The 15,814-nt window shown below is 26.8% G+C and carries 14 protein-coding genes; 10 read left to right on the forward strand and 4 right to left on the reverse strand.

Annotated features, from left to right (window positions below; translation table 11 throughout):
- Window positions 1-552 precede the first annotated feature (552 nt).
- The 3 genes from QZ321_RS11095 to QZ321_RS11105 are packed head-to-tail and all read left to right on the forward strand — an operon-like array spanning window position 553 to window position 4,227.
- Window positions 553-1,932, forward strand: coding sequence for a TldD/PmbA family protein (locus QZ321_RS11095; protein ID WP_291748222.1), 1,380 nt, complete (start codon window positions 553-555; stop codon window positions 1,930-1,932).
- An 11-nt stretch (window positions 1,933-1,943) separates the two neighbouring features.
- Window positions 1,944-3,302 carry a TldD/PmbA family protein gene (locus QZ321_RS11100; RefSeq protein WP_291748219.1) on the forward strand — a complete coding sequence of 453 codons (1,359 nt, stop codon included), beginning with the start codon at window positions 1,944-1,946 and terminating at the stop codon, window positions 3,300-3,302.
- Window positions 3,295-4,227: an NAD(P)/FAD-dependent oxidoreductase gene (locus tag QZ321_RS11105; protein ID WP_291748217.1), complete on the forward strand. Its 933-nt coding sequence runs from the start codon at window positions 3,295-3,297 to the stop codon at window positions 4,225-4,227. Before QZ321_RS11100 ends, QZ321_RS11105 begins: the two co-directional genes overlap by 8 nt.
- Before the next feature lie 33 nt (window positions 4,228-4,260).
- Here the strand turns inward: QZ321_RS11105 and QZ321_RS11110 are convergent, their stop codons facing one another.
- Window positions 4,261-4,830, reverse strand: a complete 570-nt coding sequence (locus tag QZ321_RS11110) for a GDSL-type esterase/lipase family protein (protein ID WP_291748214.1) — start codon at window positions 4,828-4,830, stop codon at window positions 4,261-4,263.
- 10 nt (window positions 4,831-4,840) lie between these two features.
- On the reverse strand, window positions 4,841-5,482 hold the full coding sequence (locus QZ321_RS11115) for a RusA family crossover junction endodeoxyribonuclease (RefSeq protein WP_291748212.1): 642 nt from the start codon (window positions 5,480-5,482) through the stop codon (window positions 4,841-4,843).
- A 327-nt stretch (window positions 5,483-5,809) separates the two neighbouring features.
- Here QZ321_RS11115 and tsaD point away from each other — a divergent pair, with 327 nt between their 5' ends.
- The 3 genes from tsaD (at window position 5,810) to QZ321_RS11130 (ending at window position 9,337) form a co-directional block, all read left to right on the forward strand.
- Window positions 5,810-6,826, forward strand: coding sequence for a tRNA (adenosine(37)-N6)-threonylcarbamoyltransferase complex transferase subunit TsaD (tsaD, locus tag QZ321_RS11120; protein ID WP_291741517.1), 1,017 nt, complete (start codon window positions 5,810-5,812; stop codon window positions 6,824-6,826).
- A 92-nt stretch (window positions 6,827-6,918) separates the two neighbouring features.
- Window positions 6,919-7,932: an alpha/beta hydrolase gene (locus QZ321_RS11125; RefSeq protein ID WP_291748210.1), complete on the forward strand. Its 1,014-nt coding sequence runs from the start codon at window positions 6,919-6,921 to the stop codon at window positions 7,930-7,932.
- A 202-nt stretch (window positions 7,933-8,134) separates the two neighbouring features.
- Window positions 8,135-9,337, forward strand: a complete 1,203-nt coding sequence (locus QZ321_RS11130) for a trypsin-like peptidase domain-containing protein (RefSeq protein WP_294196843.1) — start codon at window positions 8,135-8,137, stop codon at window positions 9,335-9,337.
- 96 nt (window positions 9,338-9,433) lie between these two features.
- Here the strand turns inward: QZ321_RS11130 and QZ321_RS11135 are convergent, their stop codons facing one another.
- Window positions 9,434-10,564 (reverse strand): glycosyltransferase family 1 protein, encoded by a 1,131-nt coding sequence (locus tag QZ321_RS11135; protein WP_291741526.1) that lies wholly within the window; start codon window positions 10,562-10,564, stop codon window positions 9,434-9,436.
- Window positions 10,565-10,688: 124 nt separating this feature from the next.
- Between QZ321_RS11135 and QZ321_RS11140 the strand changes: the two genes are divergently transcribed.
- From QZ321_RS11140 to QZ321_RS11150, 3 genes are read left to right on the forward strand one after another with little or no spacing between them, the layout of a single operon-like run.
- Complete coding sequence (locus tag QZ321_RS11140) at window positions 10,689-11,684, forward strand: CotS family spore coat protein (RefSeq protein WP_291748203.1); 996 nt, start codon at window positions 10,689-10,691, stop codon at window positions 11,682-11,684.
- Window positions 11,685-11,700: 16 nt separating this feature from the next.
- A complete protein-coding gene (locus QZ321_RS11145) occupies window positions 11,701-12,441 on the forward strand; it encodes a hypothetical protein (protein WP_291741531.1) in 741 nt (246 codons plus the stop codon).
- 13 nt (window positions 12,442-12,454) lie between these two features.
- On the forward strand, window positions 12,455-13,489 hold the full coding sequence (locus QZ321_RS11150) for a CotS family spore coat protein (protein ID WP_291741534.1): 1,035 nt from the start codon (window positions 12,455-12,457) through the stop codon (window positions 13,487-13,489).
- A gap of 65 nt (window positions 13,490-13,554) precedes the next feature.
- Here QZ321_RS11150 and QZ321_RS11155 read toward each other — a convergent pair whose 3' ends face one another.
- The gene (locus QZ321_RS11155) at window positions 13,555-14,673 is read right to left on the reverse strand and encodes a glycosyltransferase family 1 protein (protein WP_291748200.1); all 1,119 of its coding nucleotides are present in this window, start codon (window positions 14,671-14,673) and stop codon (window positions 13,555-13,557) included.
- 104 nt (window positions 14,674-14,777) lie between these two features.
- Between QZ321_RS11155 and QZ321_RS11160 the strand changes: the two genes are divergently transcribed.
- The gene (locus QZ321_RS11160; protein ID WP_291740107.1) at window positions 14,778-15,779 is read left to right on the forward strand and encodes a CotS family spore coat protein; all 1,002 of its coding nucleotides are present in this window, start codon (window positions 14,778-14,780) and stop codon (window positions 15,777-15,779) included.
- Window positions 15,780-15,814 lie beyond the last annotated feature (35 nt).

Raw genomic sequence — 15,814 nt, forward strand, 5'->3', positions numbered from 1 at the left:
GAGCACTCGGCTGTTAACCGATAGGCTGGAGGTTCGAGTCCTCTTCGCGGAGCCAAATAAAGCTAGAATTAAATTCTAGCTTTATTTTTTTATATTTAAATAGATAAATGTTTTGAAGTTAAATTTTAAAACTATTAACTTATAGGGTTTAATTTTGATAAGCCTATACTTATATATTGAAAAGTAGTTATATTTATATAATTAAAGTATTGTTGATTGAAAAATATTAAAAAGTTAATATATAATAGAATCAATTTATATATGGAGTGAAGTTAGCATAAGCCAACTTCACTTTTTTATTAAAAATAATATAAAACTTTTAATTTATCTGCTTATACATAAATTAATTTTTAAATTTATATATTTAAATTTAAAATATTATATTTTATGCTTTTGATTTTAAATTATAATGAAATTGGTAAGATTATCTTATTAGCCAAATAACTTAAGTATAAATTTATAGTAAATAATAGAAGATATGATATATAATTAAATATAGTTAAAGGAAATTTAGAATAATATTTTAATATAGATAAAAAAGGAGGAATGATTATGTTATCTCGTGAAGTTGCAGAGAGAGTTCTTGGGAGGTGTTTAATAACTGGTGGAGATTTTGCAGAAATATTTGAAGAAGATGCTTTAAATAATTCAATTAGTATATTAAATGGAAAGGTTGAGAATTCCTTAGGTGGGAGAACTTATGGAATAGGAATTAGAATATTTAAAGGATTAAAAAGTGTATATGCTTATACAAATAATAATAGTTTAACCTCACTTTTAAACGTTGCTCAAAAGGCAGCTCTTGCTTTAGGTGAATTAAAGGAAGATAAAATTATAGTTTTAAATGAAACACAAGTAAATAGCTTTAATCCAATATTACTTACACCATCCTCAATTAACCTTAATAAAAAAATTGGTATTATGAAAATTGCTTATGATTCTGCAAAGAATTATCATGATGAAATAGTTCAAGTTGGAGTTGGATATGTTGATAAAGAGCAAAATGTTTTAATTGCAAATACAGATGGATTATATGTTGAAGATAAGAGAATAAGAACAAGGCTTACTATAAATGCTATTGCTTCTGCTAATGGGGAAAATCAAACAGGTTTTGAAGGGCCAGGTAGACATATGGGATTTGAGATGTTTAAGGAAATTGATCCTGAGTATTATGGAAAATCAGCAGCAAAACAAGCATATACAATGTTGCATGCAAAGAATTGTCCAGCAGGAAGGATGACAGTTGCTATTGATAATGGATTTGGTGGTGTTATATTCCATGAGGCATGTGGACATTCATTAGAAGCAACTGCTGTAGCTAAAGGTAATTCTGTATTTACAGGAAAATTAGGACAACAAATAGCTTCTACAAAAGTAACGGCAATTGATGATGGAACTATTCCAAATGCTTGGGGATCATTAAATATAGATGATGAGGGGAATAAAACTCAAAAAAATATTCTTATAGAAAATGGGATATTAAAATCTTATATGATTGATAAATTAAATGGTCGTAGAATGGGAATGTCTCCAACGGGTAGTGGAAGAAGGCAAAGTTATAAATTTGCTCCTACTTCTAGGATGACTAATACTTATATAGCAAATGGAGATGATAATCCAGAGGACATAATTAAATCTATTAGTGATGGATTATATGCTAAAAAAATGGGTGGCGGTTCTGTTAATCCTGTTACTGGAGAATTTAACTTTGCAGTATCTGAGGGGTATTTAGTTAAAAATGGTGTTATTCAAGAACCTGTTAGAGGAGCAAGCTTGATTGGAAAAGGTAGCGAAATATTAATGGATATAGATATGGTTGGAAATAATATGACACAAGGACAAGGTATGTGTGGATCATCATCAGGAAGCATTGCAACAAATGTAGGTCAACCTATGATTAGAGTAAAAGAAATTACTGTTGGTGGAAGATAGGAGGGGAGATTATGGAATTAGATTTATTTGTAAAAGGGTTATTTAAAAAAGCTAAGAAAGCTGGATTTTCAGAATATGAAGTTTATTATGTAGATAGAGAGAGCTTAAGCATAAGTGTATATAAAAGCGAAGTTGAAAAATGTAATCTTAATAATTCAGCTGGATTGTCTTTTAGGGGTAAGTTAGGAGATAGAATAGGTTATTCTTATACAGAAATCTTAGATGAAGATGCTATAGATATGCTTATAAATAAAGCAAAGGAAAATGTTCTAGCTATTGAAAGTGAAGATATACAATTTATTTATGATGGCGATAAGGAATATAAAGACATTAATACTTACTATAAGGACTTAGAAAATATCCCAGCGAATAAATTAATAAAAATTGCATTAGATATGGAGTCAGAGGCTAAAAAATATTCAAATAAGGTAGAAAGCTTTAGTGGATGCTCTGTGTCTTATAGTTCAGGAGAATATGGAATTATAAATTCTAAGGGGTTAAATTTACACAATAAGTCTAATATTTTAACTGCTTATGTTGTTCCAATTGTAAAAGATGGAGAGAATATGTATGATGGCTTTGGATATACAGTTGCAAAATCATTAGATGAAGTTGATACATTTAAAATTGCTAAAATGGGGGTAGATGAAGCTTTAAGTAAAATTGGAGGAGCTTCAATACCATCAGGTAATTATAAAGTAATTATAAATAGTGATGCAATGGTATCTATTATTTCTACATTTGCAGGGGTATTTAGTGGAGATTCGGTTCAAAAAGGTTTAAGTTTATTAAAGGGAAAAGAAGGTAAAGTTATTGCTTCAAGTATAGTAAATTTAGTTGATGACCCACATTTAAAAGATGGTTTAGCATCAGTTGGATTTGATGATGAAGGAGTAGCAACAACAAAAACTTATTTGATAAAGAATGGTAAACTAGAGAGTTTACTTCATAATTTAAAAACGGCTAATAAGGCAGGAATTAAGTCAACGGGTAATGGATTTAAGTCTTCTTATGCTTCAGCTATTTCAGTGTCTCCAACAAATATGTATATAGAACCAGGTGTTAGTTCACTAGAAGATATGACTAAAAAAATAGATAAGGGATTAATAATTACTGATTTTGCAGGTTTACATTCTGGGGCAAATTCTATAACAGGGGATTTTTCTTTAGCCGCAAAGGGTTTTTATGTAGAAAATGGAGTTAAATCTAAGCCAGTAGAACAAATAACAGTAGCAGGAAACTTCTTTACTTTATTAAGTGATATTGAGGAAATAGGAAATGATTTAAAGTTTCCTATGAGTAGCGTAGGTAGTCCAAGTATTTTGGTAAAGGAACTTTCCATTGCTGGAGAGGGGTCAAAAAATGAATAAATATGACTTAATTATAGTTGGGGCAGGTGCTTCAGGGCTTTCAGCTGGAATTTCAGCTTTAAAGTCTGGAGTTAAAAATGTTTTAGTTTTAGAAAAAGAAGATGTTTTAGGTGGAAATTTAAATTTATTTATTAATAATGGATTTGGAGAATATTATTTAAATAATGTTGTTACTGGTCCAGAGCTTAGCAGTATTTTAATAAAGGACTATAAATCATTAGGTGGAGAATATAAAGTTAATACTAGAGTTCTTGAAATAAATAGAGATAAAGTTGTAACGTATGTTAATCCAATTGATGGAATACAAGAAATTGAAGCAAAAGCAATAGTTTTAGCAGCAGGATGTAGAGAAAAGTATACAGGAAATATTATGATACCAATTCATAAGTTTACGGGAATTTTTACTACTGGTTCTGCACATAGGTTAGTAAACTATAGTGGTTATCTTCCAGGAAAAGAAATTATAATGATAGGAGATGATATTTGGACTCTTATATTAGCTAGAAGATTAGTAATTGAAGGCGATAATATAAGGGGAATAGTTACTGAAAGAAAATGCTTTAATAGAGATGAATTAGATATTATTAATGGATTTAATATTCCTATAATTCATACAAGCGAAGTTATTGAAATTGAAGGAGAAGAAAGAGTTGCTTTAGCTAAAATTAAAAATGTTGAAACAGAAGAAATTACTTCAATTGAGTGTGATTCTTTAATTTTATCTGTAGGTTATTTGCCAGATAATGATTTTATAAAAAAAATGAGTCTTATGGTTGATGGAGATAAAATTTATAGTGAGGATAATAGAACTTCTGTTGAAGGTGTTTTTATAACAGGAACTATGGAAAAGGGAATTAAGGAAATTTTTAAAAGTGGTGAAAATGGATTTAAAGTAGGAAAGCAAGTAGCTGAATATTTAATATAAATTAAAAATACTTTAACTAAATTGTTTTACAATTTAGTTAAAGTATTTTTTTGCTGTTTCAAATAATAGTTCTTGACCTTGAGGATTAAAGTGAATTCCATCAAGATATAAATTTGATATTTTATTTGTATTTTCTGTTATTGAATAAAAATCTATATAGTTTATGGAATATAATTTGCATAGATTTAATAATTCTTTGCGTAATAAGATTAAATTTTCTTTACAGTAGTCATACGTGTCACATTTCATAAAAAGCTTGTTTGCCATTTCAGGAATAATATTAGGAGGAATTCCTATGTATGTTTTTATATTATTTGATAATGCTTCTTTCAGCATTATTTCAATATTTTTAATAATAGAGTTTACAGATCTATTAGAAAGCAAGTCATTTGTTCCAGCCATTAAAAATAAGATGTTAGGAGAAGCTTCAACAACATCGTTTTGAAATCTAAAAAGCATATCAGTAGAGGTACTTCCATTAATCCCTTTATTGTTTATATTTAAATTATAATTTACTTTTAATTTATTAACCCAATTATCTTTAGGCTTGACACCATATCCAAATATTAAGCTATCTCCTAAAAATACATATTTATTTTCCATAACAACCTCCTTAAAATAATTTATTAAAACAATTTTTACAAATAAGAGTTTTTCCCTTATCAGCTTTTATATAATTATTATCTTTTAAAATATTATTACAAATGGAGCATTTTTCTATTGGTTCAACATAATTATCGTTATTTTTAATTTCTTTTTTTTCTTTTAAAGGTTTTATAGTTGAGTTGTTAGATTTTTTCAATGAAGAATATAACATTTTTTCACTAGAAGATTCTTTTTTATTAATTGAATATGAAACTGAAAAATCACTTTCTCCAAATAGTTCTAATTCAAATCTAGGATTTTCTTTATCATAAAATTCTTCAACTATTATTTTTCTAATTTGTGCATCATTAACTATTAATCCGCTTTTTTCAATACCATCAAATATACTTTTTGTTATATTAGCTGTATCAGGATGTCTTTTTTCGCTTTTATAATATACTTTTAATACTGCAATAAGTGATTCATAAAATATTATATCGGGATTTTGATTTCTTGCATGATAAGCTATTTCTTCTTCATATAAAGCGTACTTATCATGGGATTTTCCCGTATTATAAGGCAATATTGCTCTTCCATTTTTATTATGTAATTTAAAATTTGATTTAGTTATAGGTGAGCCTAAAACTATTACTTTTGCATAAGAGTTCATATGTTTTCCCCCAATTATATTAAAAATAAAATGATATAAGATAAAATAATAATGGCAATAATTATAAATAATAATTAAACTTGCAAAAAAATTATTAAGAAATCTTTAAGAATCCTTAAAAATCCATAAAATGAAACAAAAAATAATGAATAAAATTTTTTAAAAGTATATAATACTCATAAGAACATAATATAAATTAAAAATTTTATTACATTTAAACTATACATGAGTAAATTTATATTAACAAGTAATAGTTTGATTATGTTTTATTATTACGTTATAATACATTTTGGTGTTATTTAGTAAAAAGAAGAGGTAAAAAAGTAAATGGAAAATAAATATATTTTAGCTATAGAATCAAGTTGTGATGAAACTTCAGCAGCAGTTGTTGTTGATGGAAGAGAAGTATTATCTAATGTAATTGCATCTCAAATAGATACTCATAAAAAATATGGTGGAGTAGTACCAGAGGTAGCTTCAAGAATGCATATTGAAGCTATTAGCGGTGTTGTGCAAGAAGCTCTTGAGGAAGCTAATGTTACTTTAGATAAAATTGATGCAATTGGTGTTACATATGGTCCAGGATTAGTAGGAGCATTACTAGTTGGGCTACAATTTGCAAAGGGGCTATCTTTTGCTACTAAAAAACCTTTAATAGGAGTAAATCATATTGAAGGGCATATTTGTGCTAATTATATACAACATAAAGAATTAAAACCACCTTTTGTATCTTTAGTGGTATCTGGTGGTCATACTTTTATAGTACATGTTAAAGATTACGGAGAATATGAGGTAATAGGTCAAACAAGGGATGATGCAGCTGGAGAAGCTTATGATAAGGTTGCAAGAGCTTTAGGACTTGGATATCCTGGAGGACCTAAGATTGATAAATTAGCAAAGGAAGGAAACCCAAGAGCAATCCAATTTCCAAAAGCTAATTTCCATGAAGAAACTTTAGATTTTTCATTTAGTGGAGTAAAATCAGCCGTATTAAATTATTTAAATAAGTGCAAAATGCAAAATATTGAAGTAAATAAGGCTGATGTTGCAGCATCATTTCAATATGCAGTTATTGATGTGTTAAAGGAAAATGTATTATTAACTTGTAAAAAAAGAAAGGTAAAAACTATTGCTATAGCAGGTGGAGTTGCGTCTAATTCAAGCTTAAGAGCAACTCTTATTAAAGACGCTTCAAAAAGAGGAATAGAAGTATTATTTCCAGCACCAATTTTATGTACTGATAATGCGGCTATGATTGGAAGTGCAGCATACTTTAATTTTGTTAACGGAAAAGTTAGTGATTTAAATTTAAATGCAAAACCTAATTTAAAATTAAATTATTAATATATAATTAATATTTGAATAAAATAAGTTTATGTAACTTTAATATTTTAGATAATATTTATTGTATATAAAAGTATGGGGAGAGAAATAAAATGAAGTTTTTGCCGTATTCAAATGGAGTACGTTCAGTGAATATGAGGAGGCAAAGAAGTCCTAAGGATAAGTTTAAATTAATTTCTGGGATAATTGTCACAATAATAGTTATTGGATTTGTTACTCAAAGTATAGTTAACTTTGTTGATGGAGAAAAGCTAAAAAAAAGAGTTAATTATACAACTGTAGATGATTTAAGGTTAGATTATAGAATTGAGGGGGAGGGTAACTACACTATTATTTTTGATGGGGATATTGGTTCTACCTTAGAGGGATGGACTCCTATAATTGAAGAATTAAAAGAAAAAGATAATGTTAGAACTTTTGTTTATAACAGACAGGGCTATGGTTTTAGTGATGGAGCATCAGGAAGAACACCAGAAGAACAAGCTAGGGACTTAAAAATATTATTAAGAAAAGCAGGATTATCAGGACCGTATATATTAGTTGGAGAAGGTTATGGTTCTCTTGTTTTAACAAGTTTTGCAAAACAATTTAAGGATTCTGTTGAAGCTGCTATAATGATAAATCCAATTAATGAAAAGGAAGTTCAAACTAAGGAATATAAAAGAAGCCAAATTATTACTAAGCTTAGAAGAAATATCGAAAGAATTGGATCAAAATTTGGATTAACAATGCTTCTGGACAAGCTAAATTTAGATGTAAGTTTAGATGATTATGAATCTGGGCTTTTAGATAGCAATTTAGATGAATTTTTAACGCTTAGAACTAAATCGGATTATACAAATGCAGTATATCATGAATTAAATAATGTTCTTAATGGGAAAAGTAATAGTCAAGTTGATGGTGTATTTAATGATATTCCATATTATTTACTTACTAAAAAGCAAAATGATCCATTAAGAAGTTTAGGAAGCGAAGATTTAACTACAGTATTTACAACTACTTGTGATAAGGATTTTTTAGCTTTAAATGATAAGGAAAATGTATTAACGGCCATAAGGCAAACTGTTAAAAAATTAAAATTTATGGATGAGCAAAAAAATAATTAAAGGTTAGCTATATTAAAATAATTTTTTATTTAACTTATAACATAGAAGTATAATAAAAAAGAAGCTATACTATATTGAGTTAAGAAATTTCAATATAGTATAGCTTCTTTTTATTAAGTATTTTTTATTGTCATATATTTGACACATTGACTGGTTATATTATAAGTATAGAATAAATGAGAGAGAAAAAGGAGTAATATACATGGATAATGAGAATATTTATGATGCAGCTTATAGCGAAGCACAATTAAGTGGAGAAAATGAAACAAGATATACATTTAATGAAGAGATAAAAAAGGGAAACAATAGAAAAAGGAAGGGTGGAATGGCTAAGTATATAGCACTAGCTCTTATTTGCTCTTTATGCGGAGGGGGAGTTGGTTCTGGAATTACCTATTATTTAGCAAATAAGAATGTTCCATTAAATAAAGCTTCTAATAATATAGTTGCTGACCCAGTTTCATTTGGAAAAGATAATACAGCATTATCAGCAGCTGATATATACAAGAAGGTAGCTCCAGCAGTAGTTATGATATCTACAAAATCAATTCAAAGTGTAAATGGCTGGTTCCAACAAGAAACTGAAGGAATGGGATCAGGTTTTATAATAAATACTGACGGTTACATTTTAACAAATTATCATGTTATAAATGGAGCAAAAGAAGTTACTGTAACATTAAGTGATGGTCAAGAAGTTACAGCTTCAGTTGTAAATTATGATTCGGATAAAGATATAGCAATGATAAAATTAAATGGAAATGTAGAAGTTCCTGGTGTTGTAGAACTAGGTAATTCTGATGCATTACAACCAGGTGAAGAGGTGGTTGCAATTGGTAATCCTTTATCTAAAGAGTTATCATCTACATTAACAAAGGGAATTGTAAGTGCATTAAATAGAAGTGTTGAAACTCAATCAGGAGTTAATACAAATTTAATACAAACAGATGCAGCTATTAATTCAGGCAATAGTGGTGGTCCATTAATAAATACTAAAGGTGAAGTTATTGGTATAAATACATTAAAGGCAAGTAATGGAGCAGAAGGTATTGGATTTGCAATTCCTATTAATGACGTAAAGGAAAAAATTGATTCATTATCAAAACCTATATTAAACCTAGGAGTATCAATAAGGGTTATAGATGAGGCTATGTCTAAACAATTAAATATGGAAGAAGGACTTTATATTGTTGAAGTTAATGAATTTTCACCAGCAGAGAAGTCAGGTTTAAGAGGTGGAGATTTAATAGTTAAAGTTGATGGAAAAAGAATTAAGACTTTTGAAGAGTTGCAAGAAATTAAAAACTCTAAAGAAGAGGGAGATAGTATGAATGTTGAGTTTATAAGAGATGGAAAGACTAAGAATACTACTATAAACTTAACTTATACAATAACTACAACAAATTAAAGTAAAATTTTATATAGCTTATTAATAAAGACTTTATATAATAAAATTAAGCCATATAATATTGAAAGTTTTTAATTCAATATTATATGGCTTTTTTTATTTATTTATATCTTTAAAGGCATATTCATAAGCCTTTAAGGTAATAGTAGCAGTATTTTTCCATGTGAAATTTAAACTATTATTATAGCCCTTTTCACTATATTCCTGTAGTAAAGAATCTGAGTTTAATAAAGTAAGAATTGAAGAGGCTAATTCATCTTTATCAAAAGGATTTATTAATATAGCGCAGTCATTAGTTACCTCTGGAATAGATGTTAAATTAGAAGTAATTACAGGTGTTTTGCAGCTCATAGCTTCAAGTGGTGGAAGTCCAAAGCCTTCATATAAAGATGGATAAATAAAGATCTTAGCAGCATTATAAAATAAAGGCAATTCATCATCTGGTATAAATCCTGTAAATATAACTTTATCATCTATTAAAAGCTCTTTGCATAATTCTTTTAATTTAATACCTTCATCTTTTACTGGACCACATAAAACTAACTTATAATCTTTTTTTAATGATTTTTGAATTTTATTAAAAGCTATGATAAGTTCCCTAACATTTTTCCTTGTGCTAAATCCTCCTATATATAATATAAATGGTGAATCAATATTATATTTATTTCTTATATATTCAATACAGTTATTCTTATTTAGTGGCTTATAGCTTTTATTAGCAGCTAAAGGAGTTACAAATATTTTTTCTTCATTAACAAATGGGAAAAATTTAATTATATCTTTTTTAGAGTATTCAGAAACTGTTAATATTGCTTTAGAATCATGTACTATCAAAGGCATATCCTTTAAAAATTTTTCTAAATATCCTCTTCCTACTGTTTCAGGCAATACATAAGGAATTAAATCATGAATAGTTATTACTACAGGTGATGTATAAAATTCATTAAATCCAATACCATTTTGAGGCAAGTGATGAATATCTATGTTATTTTCTTTTATATAACTTGGATAATAATAATTTTCGTAAAAACCACCATGCTTTTTTGAAGTAAAAATTATTTTTGAATTATCTTTCTTATAGTTTTCGTAATTTTCTCCTGTCCAAAAAATTGAATAATTATTTTTAGTATCTATATTAAGAAGTTCTCTAAGAAGATTTTCAGTATAAGTACCAATACCTGATCCTTTATATAAATTAATACCCCTAGCATCTATCGAAATTTTCAAAGAATAACGCCTCCTAAAAACCTATAATATTATAAATATTATAAATAAGTAATTTATGTGATAGTAAACACAACGAAATATATAAATTCATATAATGAATAAAATAAAGGTTTAGGAGATAATCATGGATATAGAAAGCTTAAAAAATTCTATAGAATCTAATTACAATATAAAAGTAAAATCACTTGAAAAAGTTAAAAATAGTTATAGATTGGAATCAGAAAATAAAAATTATGCAATAAAAATAATTAAATATGATTTTGAACATTTTTACTTTATTTTATCTGCTATTAAACATCTTCAAAGAAGAGGTTTCAATAATATTCCCAAGATATTAAAAAATAATCAAGGACAAGATTATATAAAATTAGAAAATTGTTATGCATATTTAACAGAATGGATTTCTTCTAGAGTGAGTAATTATAATAATCCAATAGAATTAGCTGCTATATCAAAAAAGCTTGGAGAGCTTCATAAATGTAGTTGTGGATTTATATTAAGTAAAAATATGAAGCCTAGAATTGGATGGTATTCATGGATAGAGGTTTTTGAAACTAGGTGTAATGAGATATTAGATTTTAAAAATAGGATATATCAAAAAGCATATAAATCTAAATTTGATTTATTATACTTAGACAACATAGAATCTGAAATAGAAAGAGGAAAAAGAGCAATTGATGGAATTAAAAAAAGTAATTATATAAAAATTATGGATAAGGAAGTAATGAAAATGGGATTTTGTCATCATGACTTTGCCAATCATAATATTTTAGTTGATGAGAATGGAGAATTTAATGTAATAGATTTTGATTATTGTATTTTAGATAGCCATTTACATGATGTGTCATCATTATTAATTAGATCTATGAAGGATGGAAAATGGAGTAAAGAAAAGGCAAATTTAATTTTAAATAACTACTGCAAGACTAATAGTATATATGAAGAAGAATTAAAGTTAATAAAAGAGTTTATTAGATTTCCACAAGTGTTTTGGCAAGTAGGACTTCAATATTATTGGGAGCAACAACCTTGGGGAGAAGATTTTTTCATTGGAAAAATAAAAAAATATTTAGAAGATATTGATTATAGAGAAGAATTTTTAGAAGAGTATTTCAATTAAAGGGAGTGAAGTCTATTTGGATATACTAGATTTTTTAAATGGTAATGGAATTATTGTTGGAGAAGAAAATTTTCCAAAGAAAGATAAAAAAAAGTATATTTGGGATACAGAAAGTCAGATATCTTTAATAATTGAAGTACAAAGAATTTTAAGAGGAAAAAAAATAAATATGATTCCTAGAATTGAAAGTTCTATAGGAAGAGAAATGGAATCATTTATTGTTCAAGCTAAAAGAATTTCAAGGATGATAAAGTATTTTGAAGAAAAATATAATAAGAGTGATTTTGATTTATTTATTGTAGAAGAAGGAAATAAAATATTAAATAGGGCTAATAAATCATTAAATGCATTAAATGAAGATGAGTACTTAAAAATAATAATGAGGAGTATGAATAATTATGATATATGTTTAGGAAGAGTAGATGAGGGAAACTTAAAGAAAGAAGGATTAGCAATTAAGATCAGAACTACAAGATATATTTCTTATAATATGATAGAGCAAGATTGTTATAATTATATAAAAAGATTAAAGAAAAGAGGATATAAAGAAGATATTAATAAATTAATAAATGATTTTGTATATAAATCAAATTTAAATAGAGATAGCATAGACTATATTAGGATATTATCAAATTATCCAATTGAATCAATTAAGGTTTTATTAAAATTAAAAGAAGATAGGGAGAGATTTAGTGATGAAGGGTGGGTAAATCAAATTCATGTTGCCCAAAATATAGATGGTATTGAGCTTTTATGAATGGAGGAGCGAAATGAATAAATTTAGGTATATAGATAAGAGGATATTGTGTAGTTATGATTTGAGCGAAGAGTTTTTTAATAAACTTGGAGTTAAAGTTTATGACATTATTCCATTAAGGAAAGTATTTGTTTTGTTTACAGACAAAGGTAAGAAAATATTAAAAATCACTGACTCTTCAATAGATAGAATTAACTTTATAAATGAGGTTTTAAATATAATTAAAGAAAGAGATGAGTATATACTAAGATATTGTACAAACTCTCAGGGAGATATAATAACTAATTGGAAGGACAAGTCTTATGTACTACTAGATTTAATAGATGGTAGAGAAGCAACATTTACAAATCCAATCGAAGTAGAATGGTGTACAAAGGCTTTAGCAAATTTTCATAATGCATCAATAAATATAACAGAAAGGCTAAATAGTGAAGAGGTTATATTAAACAAATCTAAAAACTTAATATATGAGTTTTTAAATGATTTATGTTTTATTACTGAAGCTGAAAGAGTTATAAGTAAGTTTAGTTATAAAAATGAATTTGACTCTTTATTTTTAAATAATGTTGCTAAAGCAAAAAATGATTTAAATAAGAGTATAAACTTATTAACTAATAGTTCTTATAATGAGCTTTATAATGATAATAAAAATATGGTAATATGCCATTTGGATTTAGCTCATCATAATTTTATAATAGATGATGACAAGGTTAATATGATAGATTTTGACTACTGTAAGATAGATATTAGAGCAAGAGATATATATAATTTTATGATAAAGGCAATAAAAAATTATGCTTATGATAAAAGTGTAGTTCAGAAAATAATAAATGATTATAGTAGTATTTCAGAAATATCAGATAAAGAAAAAGGTGTAATATATGCAATGTTAAATTATCCATTAGACTTTATTAATATATCAAAGGGATATTATTTAAAACAAAAGTCATGGGATTATGAGGTATTTCTAAGTAGATTTAAAGATAAGGTAGAAAATGATATTTTTAAAAGTGAATTGTTAAGAAATATAGATAAAAATTTAAAATAAAAAATAATAAGAGCTATGCAGTAGCATAGCTCTTATTAAATGTAGATTAAATTTTCATATTTAAATTAAACACCAATTATATTTCTATATGCTTGTATAGTATTTAAAGCGGTATTTTTCCAAGAATATTTTCGACTATTTGATAATCCTCGTTCAATCATTGTCAGTTTTAAAAAACTATCCGTTAATACTCTTTCCATTGAATAAGATAATTCATCAACATCATTAGGATCAATTAATATTGCAGAGTTTTTACATACTTCTGGAACTGAGGTAACATTAGATGCAATTACAGGTGTTCCACAAGCCATAGCTTCTAATGGTGGAAGTCCAAAGCCTTCATAAAATGATGGATAAATTAAAAATTCACAGGCATTATAAAATATAGGTAAATCCTCAAGAGGAATAAAATCTGTAAAAACTACAGAATCACTTATACCAAGTTCTATGGCACGATTTTTATAGCGTTCATAAGAAAGTCCCTTTTTACCTGTAATAACAATCTTTAAACCTTTCCTTAAATTATAGTTTAATAGTGAAAATGCTTCCATGATGCCAATAATATTTTTTCTAGGACTATATCCTCCAACGTATAATATAAAATTATCACTAATACGATATTTATCTTTTATAAAATTTTTACAATAAGATCTATTTATTGGTTTATAAATATCTTCAGCAGCTAAAGGAGTAACAAATATTTTTTCAAGTGGAAAGTTAAATTCATTAGCTATATCAATCTTAGAAAATTCAGATACTGTTATTATACCATCACAATTACTTAGTATTTTTGGCATTTCGTTATTAAATATTCTTAAATAACGATCACTTACAGTTTCAGGCATTCTTAGTGGAATTATATCATGTAATGTAATAGTCTTAGGACAATTAATATTGTCTGAAAGGCCTACACCATTTTGAGGAACGTGATATAGTTCCATATTAAAGTTGTCTAATAAATTAGGAACTTTTACATTATCCCAAAAGTTATTGTCAGATGAGTCTTGTGTGTACTCTATAGAAAAGTTATCTTTAAGATTTAAATCAGAACCTTTAGGAATGAAAGTAAGATACTGATTTGAATCATCATATTTGCTTAAATTAGTTATAAGTTGATAGGTATAAGTTCCAATACCGGTTCCCCTATACCATTTTGCGGCTCTTCCATCAATACCAATTTTCATGATTTAATCCTTTCAAAATAGTTATAATTTATTATATTATAATAAATAAAAAATGTTAATAAAACAGTTCATATACACATATAAATATAGAGGGGGTGAGGAATATGATGAGAGAATTTGAAATAGAAAGACAATTTCAAATAAAAATAGATATAATAAAAGCTAATAAAGGTATCTATTATTTAAAAACTAATAAAGGCGAAAGATGTCTTAAAAAAATAAATTATGGGCCACAAAAACTTTTATTTGTTTATGGAGCTAAAGAACATTTAATAAATAATGGATTTAATACTGTAGACAAGTATTTTTTAAACATAGATGGTGAGCCATATGCACTAGTAAATGAAGATTTATATACTCTATCTGAGTGGCTAGATGGAAAAGAATGCGATTTTCATAACATAGATGAAGTAAAAATAGCAGCAGCAACGTTAGCAAAGCTTCATGAAGCATCTAAGGGATATGATCCGCCTGAAAATTCTAAATTAAAGAGTGATTTAGGTAGATGGCCAAGTCTTATGGAAAAGAGAATAAAATCATTAGACAAAATGAGAGATATGATTAGAAAGAAGAATAGAAAAAGCAATTTTGATTTATTGTATTTAAAATCAATGGATTTTTATAAAGAAATGGGAAAGAGAGCTTTAAATACATTAAAAACATCAGAATATGATAAATTATGTGAAGAAGCTGAACTTGAAAAGGGATTCTGCCATCATGATTATACTTATCATAACATTATACTAGGAAAGGATAATTCTGTTAGTGTAATAGATTTTGACTATTGTAAGAGAGAAATAAGAACCTTTGATATTTCAAATTTTATGATAAAAGTCTTAAAGAGAAATAAATGGAATATGGAATTTGCAAAAGCTATAATAGATTCCTACAATGAAGTTTCTAAATTAAAAGAATGCGAATACAATGTATTATATGCTTATTTACAGTTTCCACAAAGATATTGGAGATTAGCAAATAGATATTACTATAATGAGGTCAACTGGGGACAAAACACCTTCGATAGTAAGTTAGAAAGTATAATAAATGAAAAAGATGAGTATCTAAAGTTTTTAGACAATTTTAAAAGTGAATATAATACAATTTAAAAGTCGGCTTTTAAAAGCCGGCTTTTAAATTAATT

It is taken from the genome of uncultured Clostridium sp. (assembly GCF_910588715.1).
GTDB lineage: Bacteria > Bacillota > Clostridia > Clostridiales > Clostridiaceae > Clostridium.

Excerpts from the sequence above, each read along its gene's own strand:
- QZ321_RS11115 (WP_291748212.1), bottom strand. The coding sequence starts at position 5,482 with ATGAACTCTTATGCAAAAGTAATAGTTTTAGGCTCACCTATAACTAAA.
- QZ321_RS11100 (WP_291748219.1), top strand. The coding sequence starts at position 1,944 with ATGGAATTAGATTTATTTGTAAAAGGGTTATTTAAAAAAGCTAAGAAA.
- QZ321_RS11125 (WP_291748210.1), top strand. The coding sequence starts at position 6,919 with ATGAAGTTTTTGCCGTATTCAAATGGAGTACGTTCAGTGAATATGAGG.
- QZ321_RS11140 (WP_291748203.1), top strand. The coding sequence starts at position 10,689 with ATGGATATAGAAAGCTTAAAAAATTCTATAGAATCTAATTACAATATA.
- QZ321_RS11155 (WP_291748200.1), bottom strand. The coding sequence starts at position 14,673 with ATGAAAATTGGTATTGATGGAAGAGCCGCAAAATGGTATAGGGGAACC.
- QZ321_RS11160 (WP_291740107.1), top strand. The coding sequence starts at position 14,778 with ATGATGAGAGAATTTGAAATAGAAAGACAATTTCAAATAAAAATAGAT.
- QZ321_RS11110 (WP_291748214.1), bottom strand. The coding sequence starts at position 4,830 with ATGGAAAATAAATATGTATTTTTAGGAGATAGCTTAATATTTGGATAT.
- QZ321_RS11130 (WP_294196843.1), top strand. The coding sequence starts at position 8,135 with ATGGATAATGAGAATATTTATGATGCAGCTTATAGCGAAGCACAATTA.
- QZ321_RS11105 (WP_291748217.1), top strand. The coding sequence starts at position 3,295 with ATGAATAAATATGACTTAATTATAGTTGGGGCAGGTGCTTCAGGGCTT.
- QZ321_RS11150 (WP_291741534.1), top strand. The coding sequence starts at position 12,455 with ATGAATAAATTTAGGTATATAGATAAGAGGATATTGTGTAGTTATGAT.
- QZ321_RS11095 (WP_291748222.1), top strand. The coding sequence starts at position 553 with ATGTTATCTCGTGAAGTTGCAGAGAGAGTTCTTGGGAGGTGTTTAATA.
- tsaD (WP_291741517.1), top strand. The coding sequence starts at position 5,810 with ATGGAAAATAAATATATTTTAGCTATAGAATCAAGTTGTGATGAAACT.